General features: G+C 34.6%; 10 protein-coding genes and 1 riboswitch. Of the genes, 4 read left to right on the top strand and 6 right to left on the bottom strand.

Annotated elements, in window-relative coordinates; translation table 11 throughout:
* Positions 1-277 precede the first annotated feature (277 nt).
* From guaA to xpt, 4 genes are read right to left on the bottom strand one after another with little or no spacing between them, the layout of a single operon-like run.
* The gene (guaA, locus tag LQ673_RS12005; protein ID WP_037589419.1) at positions 278-1,822 is read right to left on the bottom strand and encodes a glutamine-hydrolyzing GMP synthase; all 1,545 of its coding nucleotides are present in this window, start codon (positions 1,820-1,822) and stop codon (positions 278-280) included.
* 19 nt (positions 1,823-1,841) lie between these two features.
* Positions 1,842-3,311 carry an IMP dehydrogenase gene (guaB, locus tag LQ673_RS12000; RefSeq protein WP_037589421.1) on the bottom strand — a complete coding sequence of 490 codons (1,470 nt, stop codon included), beginning with the start codon at positions 3,309-3,311 and terminating at the stop codon, positions 1,842-1,844.
* Between the two features lie 34 nt (positions 3,312-3,345).
* Positions 3,346-4,614 carry a nucleobase:cation symporter-2 family protein gene (locus LQ673_RS11995; protein WP_232180823.1) on the bottom strand — a complete coding sequence of 423 codons (1,269 nt, stop codon included), beginning with the start codon at positions 4,612-4,614 and terminating at the stop codon, positions 3,346-3,348.
* A 1-nt stretch (position 4,615) separates the two neighbouring features.
* On the bottom strand, positions 4,616-5,191 hold the full coding sequence (xpt, locus tag LQ673_RS11990; RefSeq protein ID WP_037589423.1) for a xanthine phosphoribosyltransferase: 576 nt from the start codon (positions 5,189-5,191) through the stop codon (positions 4,616-4,618).
* Between the two features lie 108 nt (positions 5,192-5,299).
* A riboswitch (purine riboswitch) is annotated at positions 5,300-5,402 on the bottom strand.
* Positions 5,403-5,657: 255 nt separating this feature from the next.
* On the opposite strand from xpt, the gene LQ673_RS11985 reads away from it, so the two are divergent.
* Both LQ673_RS11985 and LQ673_RS11980 read left to right on the top strand, forming a co-directional pair.
* Complete coding sequence (locus tag LQ673_RS11985) at positions 5,658-7,283, top strand: DUF2382 domain-containing protein (protein WP_239705818.1); 1,626 nt, start codon at positions 5,658-5,660, stop codon at positions 7,281-7,283.
* Positions 7,284-7,420: 137 nt separating this feature from the next.
* Positions 7,421-8,077, top strand: a complete 657-nt coding sequence (locus tag LQ673_RS11980; RefSeq protein ID WP_037589426.1) for a GNAT family N-acetyltransferase — start codon at positions 7,421-7,423, stop codon at positions 8,075-8,077.
* A gap of 28 nt (positions 8,078-8,105) precedes the next feature.
* Here LQ673_RS11980 and LQ673_RS11975 read toward each other — a convergent pair whose 3' ends face one another.
* The gene (locus LQ673_RS11975; protein ID WP_239705817.1) at positions 8,106-9,146 is read right to left on the bottom strand and encodes an NAD(P)H-dependent flavin oxidoreductase; all 1,041 of its coding nucleotides are present in this window, start codon (positions 9,144-9,146) and stop codon (positions 8,106-8,108) included.
* A gap of 100 nt (positions 9,147-9,246) precedes the next feature.
* On the opposite strand from LQ673_RS11975, the gene LQ673_RS11970 reads away from it, so the two are divergent.
* Positions 9,247-9,906: a nitroreductase family protein gene (locus LQ673_RS11970; RefSeq protein ID WP_048540236.1), complete on the top strand. Its 660-nt coding sequence runs from the start codon at positions 9,247-9,249 to the stop codon at positions 9,904-9,906.
* A gap of 178 nt (positions 9,907-10,084) precedes the next feature.
* Complete coding sequence (locus LQ673_RS11965; RefSeq protein WP_204255241.1) at positions 10,085-11,425, top strand: sodium-dependent transporter; 1,341 nt, start codon at positions 10,085-10,087, stop codon at positions 11,423-11,425.
* Between the two features lie 546 nt (positions 11,426-11,971).
* Here LQ673_RS11965 and LQ673_RS11960 read toward each other — a convergent pair.
* On the bottom strand, positions 11,972-13,489 hold the full coding sequence (locus LQ673_RS11960) for a DASS family sodium-coupled anion symporter (RefSeq protein ID WP_206166554.1): 1,518 nt from the start codon (positions 13,487-13,489) through the stop codon (positions 11,972-11,974).
* Positions 13,490-13,630 lie beyond the last annotated feature (141 nt).

Raw genomic sequence — 13,630 nt, 5'->3', positions numbered from 1 at the left:
TAAGAAAATTCGAATTACTACTTTATCTTTTTTATTTAACCCCTTTTTATGGGGATCACTAAGTTAGTAAAAACATTACTTATATACCCCTCAAATTACATCCATTTATAGTGTAGTTAACAATATAATAATACAATGTTATTATATGAACAATATACTATTTTAAATCGTTTTTTCATTATCACTTACGCTCTAAACGGCTTTATAATATATTGTTCAAAAAAAGGATAGAAACACCAAATTTACGGTGTTTCTATCCTTAATATTTACTATTATCTTATTCCCACTCGATTGTGCTTGGGGGCTTAGATGTAATGTCATAGACTACTCTGTTTACGTGGTCTACTTCGTTTACGATACGGCTTGATACTTTTTGTAAGACTTCCCAGTCAATTCTTGCGAAGTCACTTGTCATGCCGTCTATTGATGTTACTGCACGTACGCCGACTGTGTAGTCATATGTACGGTAGTCTCCCATAACACCTACTGAACGGATATCTGGTAATACTGTGAAGTATTGCCAAATATCTCTTTCTAGACCTTCTTCACGCACGACTTCTCTTAGAATTGCGTCTGATTCTCTTACGATTTCTAATTTTTCTTCAGTAATTTCACCTAATACACGAATTCCTAAACCTGGGCCTGGGAATGGTTGGCGCCATACTAAATGTTCTGGTATGCCTAATTCGATTCCTAGTGCACGTACTTCGTCTTTAAATAGTGTATTAATTGGTTCGATTAATTGGAACTGCATGTCTTCTGGTAATCCACCTACGTTATGGTGTGATTTAATTGTTTGTGCAGTCTTTGTACCTGATTCAATGATATCTGTATAAAGCGTACCTTGTGCAAGGAAATCTACGCCTTCTAATTTTGATGCTTCGTCATCAAATACATATACAAATTCATTACCGATAATTTTACGTTTTTTCTCAGGATCTGAAACGCCAGCTAATTTACTCATGAAACGATCTTTGGCATCTACTCTAATGATGTTCATATTGAATCCTTCACCAAAGTTCTCCATTACCATGTCGCCTTCACCTTTTCTAAGCAACCCATGGTCTACGAAGATACAAGTTAATTGATCACCAATTGCTTTATGAAGTAATACTGCTACAACTGATGAATCAACGCCACCACTCATCGCACATAATACTTTACGATCGCCAACTTGTTCTCTAATTTTTTCTACTTCGATTTCAACAAAGTTCTCCATAGTCCAGTTTCCTGTACATTCACAAACACGACGAATGAAGTTTCTTAATAAGTCATTTCCGTATTCAGTATGTCTTACTTCTGGATGGAATTGTACACCGTATAATTTTCTTGATTTATCTTCAATTGCTGCATTTTGACAGCTTGGGCTGTCTGCAATGATTTCAAAGTTCTCAGGAATATCGATTACTTTGTCACTGTGACTCATCCAAACTGTTTGACTATTAGGTAAGCTGAAGAATAACTCGTCATCTGATTTAACGTTTAATGTTGCTTTACCGTATTCACGTTCGTTAGCTCTTTCTACAGAACCACCTAATAGTTTAGTCATTAATTGCATACCGTAACAAATACCTAAAACAGGAATACCTAGTTCAAAGATTTCAGGATCAACTGTGAATGATCCTTCTTCGTATACTGAATTAGGTCCACCTGAAAGTATAATACCTTTAGGATTCATTTTTTTAATTTCTTCGATTGAGATTTCATGGTCGTGTAACTCACTGTATACGCCCATTTCTCTTATACGACGTGTAATCAATTGATTATATTGACTACCAAAATCCAATACAAGAATTAACTCTTGTTCAAAAGCCATTTCCATAATTGTAGTTCTCCTTTAATTAAAATGAGTAGTTTGGTGCTTCTTTAGTAATTTGAACATCATGTGGATGTGATTCTTTAAGGCCTGCGCCAGTCATTCTAATAAACTGAGCTTCTTCTCTTAATTGTTCTAGGTTAGCTGATCCTGTGTAACCCATACCGCTCTTAATACCGCCAATTAATTGATAAATTGTATCTTGTAATGGGCCTTTAAAGTCAATTCTACCTTCAATGCCTTCTGGTACAAATTTCTTAGCTGCAGTATCTTCTTGGAAGTAACGGTCTTTAGAACCTTGTTCCATCGCACCAAGTGATCCCATACCACGATAAACTTTATATTGACGACCTTGGAAAATTTCTGTTTGTCCAGGGCTTTCTTCTGTACCAGCAAGTAAGCTACCTAACATAACTGCGTTTCCGCCTGCTGCTAAAGCTTTCGCGATATCACCAGAGAATTTAATACCACCGTCAGCAATAATTGCTTTACCATAGTTACGTGCTTCTGTTGCACAATCATAAATAGCTGTAATTTGAGGTACACCTACACCTGCAACGACACGAGTTGTACAGATTGAACCTGGTCCAATACCAACTTTAACGACGTCTGCTCCCGCTTCAAACAATGCTTTAGTACCTTCACCTGTAGCAACGTTACCTGCGATAATTGTAACTTCTGGGTATGATTCACTAATATGTTTAACGACATCTAAGACACCTTTAGAGTGACCATGTGCAGTATCAATAACAAGTGCATCTGCTCCTGCTTCTACTAATTTTTGAGCACGAATTGGTGTATCTTTAGCAATACCTAATGCCGCTGCAACAAGTAGACGTCCTTCACTGTCTTTTGCTGCATATGGGAATTCGATTACTTTTTCAATATCTTTAATTGTAATTAATCCTTTAAGTTTACCTTCTTCAGAAATTAATGGAAGTTTTTCGATTTTATATTTTTGTAAAATTTCTTCTGCTTGTTCTAACGTTGTGCCAACTGGTGCTGTTACTAAATCTTCTTTAGTCATAACATCAGAAATTTTAATTGAGAAGTTTTCGATAAATCTTAAGTCACGGTTTGTAATAATACCGACAAGTTCCATATCTTCTTCGTTATTAACGATTGGAACACCAGAAATACGGTATTTACTCATCAATGCTTCTGCTGCGTACACTTGCTCATCAGGTGTTAAGAAGAATGGGTTTGTAATAACGCCATTTTCTGAACGTTTAACTTTTTGTACTTCATCTGCTTGATGTTCTATAGACATGTTCTTATGAATAACGCCTAAGCCACCTTGTCTTGCCATAGCAATCGCCATTTTAGCTTCAGTAACTGTATCCATACCAGCTGAAATGATTGGAATATTTAACTTAATATTTTTTGAAAGAGATACGCTTAAGTCTACATCACTTGGTAATACCTCTGATTTTGCTGGTACTAATAATACATCATCGAACGTTAAGCCTTCTTTTTGAAATTTGTTTTCCCACATGAATATAACCTCCACTAATTTATTTTCATATTTATTATTTCACATTTTCACTGTTTTGTTGATTGTTTAATCCATTAAAACATAAATTTAATATAATAGCTGAGAAAGTACCTAATACGATACCATTTTGTGTTAACCAAGCATATTCTTCTCCAAATGTTTCAAGCGCTTGAGGTACTGCTGTAATACCTGCACCAATCCCGACCGATACGGCAATCACGAGTAAATTGTTTTGTTTGTTAAAGTCTATACCACCAAGCATTTTCACACCGTATGCCATAACCATTCCAAACATCGCAATCATTGCACCACCTAATACTGGAAATGGAATCATGCTTGCTAATGCACCGAGTTTAGGTATTGAGCCACAAACGATTAATAATGCAACCATCATATACATGATTTGATTCTTTTTAGCGCCAGACAATGATACAAGTCCAACGTTTTGAGAATAAGCTGTGTAAGGAAATGCATTAAAGATTGAACCAATTATAATCGCAATCCCTTCAGCTCTATAACCTTTTGATAAGTCTTTTCTTGATATAGGTTGTTTCGTAATTTCACTTAAAGCATGGTACACGCCTGTTGATTCAATCAAACTAACGATTGCAATAATGACAAAGACGATCGTTGTACCAAATTCAAATTCAAACCCGCTAAATCTGAATGGTCTAGGTAGTTCCAACCAATTCGACGTTCTTAAATTCGATGTATCCACTAATCCATAGAAGGAAGCGATGGTTGTACCTATTAATAAACCGAGTAATATCGCTATAGATTTAATGAACCCTTTAGATAATCTTTGTATTAATAAGATGATCACTAATGTAAATAAACCTAAGAATATATTTTTACTGTCTCCGTAATTCTTTTCACCTTGACCACCTGCTAAATAATTCATGGCAACTGGCATTAACGTAATACCGATTATTGTAACAACACTTCCTGTAACAACAGGTGGAAATAATTTTACTAAATACGAGAAAAATGGAGAAATTAAGACTACAATAATCCCTGAAAGAAATATAGAACCGTATAGCACACCGATACCATGTGTATTACCAACTAGAATCATTGGTGCTACAGCTGTAAATGTACATCCCAAGACTACCGGCAGTCCAATTCCTATTCCTTTATATACTTGTAAAAATGTTGCTACACCACACATAAAGATATCAATTGCAACTAAGTAAGCCACTTCTTCAGGTGTGAATTTTAAAGCAGATCCGACGATAATAGGTACCATTATGGCACCAGCATACATAGCAAGTAAATGTTGAACACTTAAGATGAAATTTTTCATGTTATTCTCCTACCAGTTTGACTGTATTTCCTAATAATGAAGCAACTTGGCATAGAGATAAGACTTCTAGTCCTTCAGATTCCAACTTCTCTCTGCCCGGTTGGAAACTTTTTTCTATAACAATTCCAATTCCAGATGTTGTTGCGTTTGCTGCTTGAACTAAACGATGTAATCCTAATGATGCTTCGCCATTCGCTAAAAAGTCATCAATAATTAATACATGGTCGTCTTCATTTAAAAATTGTTTCGCAATAACCACTGTACTCGTTGTATTTTTCGTAAATGAGTGAATATCTGTTTGATAAAACTCAGATGTCATTGTAGATGGTTTTGCTTTTTTCGCAAATAAACATGGCACGTCTAAATGTAAAGATGCCATTATTGCAGGTGCGATACCTGACGCTTCAATCGTAAGTACTTTCGTGATTTTCTTGTCTTTAAAATGTTCCGTAATAACTTGACCAACTTCATACATTAACTTTGCATCAATTTGATGATTTAAAAATGAATCAACCTTGAGAATCTTTTCATCGATGACTACACCATCTTCTTTAACCCTATCTTGTAGTGTCCTCACACTACTCGCCTCCTCATTTAGATTAAAAAAAACACACCTTAATCCTAAAAAATAGGTAAGATGAGTAAAAAATAATATAAAACCACACCATTTTGGATAGTCTGATTCCAGTGTTATTCATTTACTCATAGTCGTGTCGTTTAAGGCAACACGGTAGAAACTTCCAAAGCCATATTCTTCAGATTATATGAGTTTTTAGTAATAAATTATTCATTGATAATAACAAAATATCAGTACTTTTACAATAGGCAAAACCTTATGTTAGCGCTATTTTAAGAGGTTTTAAATAAACTGAAAAATCTAAATAATTAGAAAGTTGATTGAATTTTGTTTGATTCTCCTCCACAAGGGTATTTGAGAATTATATTGTATTAACGTAGACAATATTTATTAAGTATGTAAACACCTAGAGCATAATCACTGTTGATAAGATTTTTACACATTACAAATTTATGGAGGTTTTAGTATGGGTAAAATAGAAAAGTTTAGTAACGAAAGTGATTTACTGCAACGTATTGATCAATTGAAAGAAGAAGGTGTCGGAGAAAGTGACTTACAAGTTATTTCCGAAGACAAGTTAGACGATAACTCTTTAGACTACACAGATGTTAAAGTGAAGAACTCTAGAGGTTCATTTAGCGACAAGATTACTGCACTATTCTCAGGTGAAAGTGCTGAAGAACGTGTATTATCTAGTTTAAATGTACCAGAAGAAGAATTAGATGGCTATAAACAAGAACTTAATAACGGAAAAATACTACTATATGTTGATAATGACAATATAAGTGATACTGAAAACTATGATTCAGATCACCCTAAGGACTCTCAAACAGGAAATGAGCATTACGATAATACAAAACCATTTTCTAGTGACGAGAGCGAAGATAGTGGCGTATCTAAAGGTACAGCTGCTGGTGCTGGATTAGGTGCAGGTGCTGCGGGCGCTGGTGCCGCTGCTGCGCATTCATCTTCAGATCAAGAGGAAGATGTGAATGAAACATCTGATTTTGATAAAGCTGAAAGAGAAGATGAATTTAATCAGCAAGATGAAGTATCTGAAAATGATTTAACTCAAGATGTGGATAATGCAGATACAGAAAAAACAGATGCACCATCATTCGATAACGAAGCTGAGACAGATCGAGATGTAAATACAAATCGATATGGCAATAATATTAATGAAGAAGATGTAGCGCACGATGATGTGGATGATTCAAACATCGACCATCAAGAAACATCAACTTCAGCTAATTTAGCAGGTGCTTCTGGTCTTGGCGCAGCTGGATATGCGAATGAACATAGAGAACAACAAGAAACAGAAGATGACGTACAAGACGATAGAAGAGTCTACTCTAGCGATAATGAGAGAGACTTAGAAGACTTAAATAATCGTGAAACGACAAATACGACAGCTCAATATGGTGAAACAGATAATGTTAAAGATCAACAAGATTTAACAAGAGAAGATGAATCATCATTCTCAAGAGTACATGATGACGACGTAGAAAAAGAACGTTCTAGCTTAAACTACGATAAACCAAATGAAAGTGTTGAACCACCAACATCAGATGAAACAACAACACGTGAATCTAACTTCTCTACTAGCCAAGATGAGCAAGATACAAATGTTCACACTTCTGGGCAGTCATACAACAACGTCACACAAGATAATAATGTAGGTGAAACATCTTACAATAATGAAACGCAAGATAACAATGTAGATGAAGAATCTGTTCAACTTCATGAAGAACGTCTAAATGTAGACAAAGAGAATGTTGAAACAGGTGAAGCATCTGTAGATAAACATGTTGTTGAAGAAGAACAAGAATTTGATGTACCGGTTGAACGTGAAGAAGTAACAATCGAACGTAGACCTGTTAATGAGAAAGTAGACGAAGACTTTAACGCTAATGATGATGATTCTGTACACATTCCATTACACGAAGAACGTGTAAAAGTAGAAAAAGAAAATGTCGTATCTGAAGAAATCGTCATTAAGAAAAATAAAGTTCAAGATACTGAACATGTCTCTGAAAAAGTCAGACATGAAGAAGCAGATATCAATAACCCTACAGATGATAACCCTAAATAAGACAATATAATAACTTAAGAGGCTAGGACATAATGTAATGTCCTGGTCTCTCTTTTTATTTACTCAATACGATAGTACTACCATTAAAATCTTATGTTATAATATTATAAAATATTGATTATGAGGGGTTCATAACTATGAATTTTGAAGTTGTCACATCTATCGATGATCCATTATTCAAAAAAGCATTAGAAATGTATGAAGATATTTTCAAGGCAGAGGTGCGAGAAGACCGCCACGTCTTCATCCATTCGCTTACATCTGAGTACATAAAGAAACATTATATATTTTTAGTTGGTTTAATTGATGACACAGTCGTAAGTTTGTCTACAGGTCATTATGAACCTACAACAAATTCAGCTTTTATTATTTATTTAATGACACATCCTGAATACCGCAATCAGCGTGTTGGCGGACAAACGTTGGAAAGAATTGAAGCAGAACTGCATAAACATGCTCAAGATGTTCATGGAAGAGATGCTAACATGATTATGTTGGAATCGTTTGGAGAAGAATCATACGAGAACAACAGTGGTAAAGAAGAAGCGATTCTGCGTAAGAACTTCTTTAATAGACATGGTTATGAAGTTCAACAAGACATCCCTTATATACAACCGAATCCACAAAAATCATTAGCACCTACGCCAATAGATTTATATATTAAGCAATACTTGCCGCTTCAAAAAGACGTTATCTCACCGAGCATTCGTTCTTGTTACATCAACAAGTACATACACGGAAATGAAAACGATCGAGAATTTGTATATGAATTATTAGAATCTATGGATTTATAAATTAGAAAAGCTGACATCGATTGTGATGTCAGCTTTTTATTACTTTATGATATCTTTCCATTAATTCCTGGACACTTTCATCTTTAGCACCTTCTGGATTTGTACCACACCATAAGTTCATATAATCTGGATTATTTAACTTTTTAGACTGCCCTCTTAAAGGTTGTGTTAATATATTTTGAATCGGATACGGACAAATATCATCTTTAAATTGTTCCATATACTGTATAAATGGATTTATAATACCATTTGCATAACGCCCACTAAACGTATTCGTTAATATAATATCATCTGGGTGTGCTTTTAATATATGCGCTTTATGCACATCTGGTGCACCACTTTCATGCGTTGTTAAGAATGCTGTCCCAAGTTGAACTGCATAAGCACCTTTTTGAATATAACTTTTCGCTAATTCTGGTGTCGTGATACCGCCCGCTACTATTAATGGCACGTTAATTAAAGGATACGTTTGATTAAACAATTGCTCAGTTGTGAGACGATTTTCTGGCAATGATTGTTCAAATGATCCTCTATGACCACCCGCTTCACTACCTTGAATAACTATCGCATCTATACCTATGGATTCCAAAGCTTGAGCTTCATTTAAATCTGTTGCAGTTCCTATTACGTTAATGTGACGGCCATGTAATTTGCGAACGAGACTTTCTGAAGGCTTACCAAATGTAAAGCTTACATATTCAACATGTTTATCTATAATCACGTTTAACATGTCCTCAAAATTCACATCTATTGAAACATCTTGTATTTGTTTGCTGTTTAATTTTTCAGTTATGGGATGTAATATTTTATTCATAAAATCAACTTTTTCATGATCAATAGCTGGATACTCTGGCACAAATAGATTGACGCCAAACGGTTCAGAAGTCATCTGTCTAATTTGGTCTATATCTTTAGCTAAAGCATCAGGCGTCATATATCCAGCACCGATTTGTCCAAAGCCGCCTTCATTACAAACTGAAGCCACTAAGTCAGGTGTTGTAATACCTCCAGCCATACCCGCTAGAAAAATCGGTTTATCCAGTTCTGAGATTAATTTTTTCGATTCCAATGACAATCCCTCCTAAAAAAATTTAATTCGTAAGCTAATCATTTTATTTTTTTAGTTAATTGGTGCATTATAATGACATCATACTAAAAGGAGAAATAAAATGACACACTCAAAGCTTTCATTAACTGAAATTATTAATAAAAGAAAGTCAGTTAAAGAGTTCGATCCAAACTTCAAAATTCCAAGAGAAGAAATTAAAGAAATGATAGCACTTGCTACTAAAGCACCTTCATCAATCAACTTACAACCATGGCGCTTTGTTATCATCGATTCTGAAGAAACAAAACAAAAATTAGACCATCTTGTACAGTTCAACCAAAGACAATTACATTCATCAAGTGCAATTATTCTAGTACTTGCAGACTTAAAACACGCTGAATACGTGAGCGATATTTACGAGAAGAATGTTGAACTTGGTTATATGGATGAAAATTCAAAAGATTACTTTATTGAAACAATCTCAAATTTAATTAGCAGTGCTGATGAAAGTTACTTTAATGCACAAGGTTTAATGGATGCAAACTTAGCTTCTATGCAATTAATGCTTATTGCGACTGATCACGGTTATGATACTAACCCTATCGGCGGATTTGATAAAACAGCTGTATTAGAAGCATTAAACATCGATACTTCTAGATATGTACCAGCTCATTTAATTGCTATTGGTAAAGGTGTTAAACCACCACATGATTCAAGTAGATTACCAGTAGATAGAATCATCGCTTGGAATGATGAAAGTAACGGTTCAATCGGCGAATAAGTTATTTATTCGTTCTATTTATACTAATACCCTATCGGCAACTAACTTATGTTGCCGATATTTTTTAATATTGCATTATCTAAAAATATAGTGTAAAATTCATTGCTGTGAGTTTTATTTTTTTACTTAAAAGCTTTACCGCTTTAAAGTGAATATCAAATTAAAAGAAGGAATATATATGAAAAATTTATCTCAATGGTCGTCCAGTATCGGCTTCGTTCTAGCAAGTGCCGGGTCAGCTATAGGAATTGGTGCTGTATGGAAATTCCCATACATGGCTGGAACATACGGTGGTGGCGCATTTTTATTAATATTTATTATTTTCACATTACTTGTCGGCTTACCACTACTTTTAAGTGATTTTGTATTGGGACGTTATGGTAGAACATATTCTACTAACATCTTCAAAAAAGTATCCGGTAAATCATCTTGGAATTTAGTAGGATGGCTTGGAAATCTAACAGTCTTTGTACTGTTTTCATTCTATAGTGTGATCGGTGGTTGGATCATTTTATATATTATACGTACACTTTTAGACAGCCTTGGATTAACGCAATCACATAATTACGGCAACATCTTTAATGATTATATATCTAATCCATTTTATTCATTAGCGAGTCAGTTTGCTTTTATACTTTTCACTGTAGTTATTGTCAGTAAAGGTGTAGAAAAAGGTATCGAGAAAGCTTCAAAAGTCATGATGCCACTATTATTTATATCGTTCGTAATTGTCATTATTAGATCAATCACTTTAGACGGTGCTTTAGACGGAATTCAATATTTCCTTCAACCAAAAGTATCAGATTTAAGTGCTGAAGGTATACTATACGCCTTAGGACAATCGTTCTTCGCATTATCACTGGGTACATGCGGTATGATGACATACGCTTCATATTTAGATCGTAAAACAAACATCGTCAAAAGTGCGAATGCCATAGTATGGATGAACATAGCTGTATCAATAGCAGCCGGTTTAGCCATCTTCCCAGCTATTTTCGCATTTGGATTAGAACCTAACCAAGGACCAGGATTATTATTTATCGTCCTTCCACAAGTATTTGATCAAATGTTTGTCGGGCAATTGTTCTATTTACTATTTTTAATATTATTTTTATTCGCAGCCATTACATCTTCAATTTCGTTATTAGAATTGAACATCTCAAATATCACTAAAAATAATAACGATAATAGAAAGAAATGGTCATATATCATTGGTATATTAGTCTTTATATTCGGGATACCATCAGCACTTTCAAACGGGTTACTCCAAGACTTTACATTCGGAGTCGGTACATTCTTCGATAATATGGATTACTTAGTCGCGAACATCTTAATGCCAATAGGTGCATTAGGTGTAACCCTCTTCGTTGGTCATATATTCAATAAAGAAATCATTATGAAAGAATTAAATATGAGCGATACTAAAAAAGGAAGACTCTTTGTGAATACATGGTATTTCTTAGTTAAATTTGTACTTCCAATTATCATCATCGCCGTATTTATCGGACAATTAATTTAAATAGAGAAAAGAAGAAGCCGTTCAATTTTTTGGGAATTGAACGGCTTTTTTATAGTCTTGTGGGTTAACTTGGCCTTTAACTCACGTCTTTGGCTATCTCGTGGGTTTACTTCACCTTTAACTCACGTCTTTGGCTATCTCGTGGGTTTACTTCACCTTTAACTCACATCTTTTGCGATCTCGTGAGTTTACTTCGCCTTTAACTCACATGTTTTACGATCTCGTGGGTTTACTTCCTCTTTAACTCACATGTTTTACGATCTCGTGGGTTTACTTCCTCTTTAACTCACATCTTTTACAATCTCGTGAGTTTACTTCCTCTTTAACTCACATGTTTTACGATCTTGTGAGTTTACTTCCTCTTTAACTCACATCTTTTACAATCTCGTGAGTTTATTCTGCCTTTAACTCACATCTTTTACAATCTCGTGATTTTACTTGGCTTTTAACTCACATCTTTTATGATCTCGTGAGTTTATTTCCTCTTTAACTCACATGTTTTACGATCTTGTGAGTTTACTTGGCCGTTAACTCACATCTTCTCCTCTATATCAATCCTATCCACTTCCAATATGTCATGCTGAACAAGATAATTAATAAGTATCCTATAACTGTGAGTGGTACGCCTGTTTTTATAAAGTCTTTAACGGTAAATGTTTCTGTACCGTAAGCCAGCATATTTTGTGGTGAACTAACTGGCAATAAGAAACCGAAGCTAATCACGAATTGTTGTATAAGTACAAATCCGATAGATTGATCTCCTAAATTTAATGTTTGTGTTAGGGCTATAAACACAGGGATTAATGCGGAAGATAAACTCGTAGCACTCGCAAATCCTAAATGTATTAAAATATTAAATATTGAAATGAGTGCAATTGTTGCGATTAGTGGCATGTGATTAAGTCCCATCAATCCAAATGTTTTATCACTTAACCATTGTGCCGCTGTTGTTTCCAACAATACTGTTCCTAGTGAGATACCAATTCCAAATACGATAACTGTACCCCAAGGAATTTTCTTCTCAACATCTTCCCAAGTAAAGACACCGATTTTAGGAGTTAACATAATTGCTAATGCGATGATTGTTATTGAAGATGAATCAATCGGATGGAGCACTTTTTCGGTAGACCAGAAAAATAATAATAAAATAGAAATCGTAATGAGTCTCCACTCTCTTGCTGAAACTGGTCCTAATTCTTTTAATTGTGCTTTAACTAATTCATTTCCACCTTCTATTTCTTTCTCTTCAGGTTTAATGACAGTAATCATCACAAAGTATAAGACGACTGACATGATAATCGCCCATGGTGCTGCATATAAGAACCACTCACCCCAAGAAACATCTTGCCCCATTGATTTATTAATAAATCCTATCGCAACGATATTTTGAGCGGCGGCAGTCTTAATACCTATATTCCATATTGAGACGGCATGCACGGCTGTAATAATCAATAATGCTGCTAATTTACTGTTCTTAGATGTATTAAATGCAGCAATCATACCTAATAAGATGGGTACAACAGCTCCTGCTCTTGCTGTAGCTGAAGGTACAAAGAATGCTAAAATAATAGAAACTACAATTGCACCAATAACAATTCTATTTGTTTTGTTTCCTACAATAGAAAGTACTTGTAATGCTAAACGTTTATGTAAATTGGTCACTTGCATCGCTGTAGCTAAGAATAATGCTGCTGCAACGAGTGCCACTGCAGATCCTGAAAATCCACTTAAAGCCATTTTTAATGCATTGCCTGTACCTAGTAATGCATCTCCTTCTAAAGCTTTTCCATTTGCTGACGGATTACCTAAAGCATCTCCTAAATTTTGAACTGGACTAAATCCAATAAGTACAACGATCAGTCCAACAATCATGACCGCTGATACAGGATAAGTTACCGCTTCTGTTACCCACATAATAACTGCAAAAGCTAAAATCGCTAGCGCACATTTTGCCATAACAGGTAAGTCGTTTGAAGTCGGTAATAACAATATTCCAATTAATACAACAAAACTAACAATAATCCAAATTGGTTTAAAAGCTTTTTTCTCAGTATTATTAGACATATCTAACAGCTCCAATATTAATTTTTATTGTTCTAATCTCCTAAATAATAACATATTTCTTTTTTGCATATAATACTTTTCACAATTAATACAATAAATACTTGAACTTTCTGTTATTAACATGTAATGTATAAAGGGAAG

It is taken from the genome of Mammaliicoccus sp. O-M54 (genome assembly GCF_022386035.1).
Taxonomy (GTDB): domain Bacteria; phylum Bacillota; class Bacilli; order Staphylococcales; family Staphylococcaceae; genus Mammaliicoccus; species Mammaliicoccus sciuri_A.
This window is presented reverse-complemented; position numbering and strand designations above follow the sequence as displayed.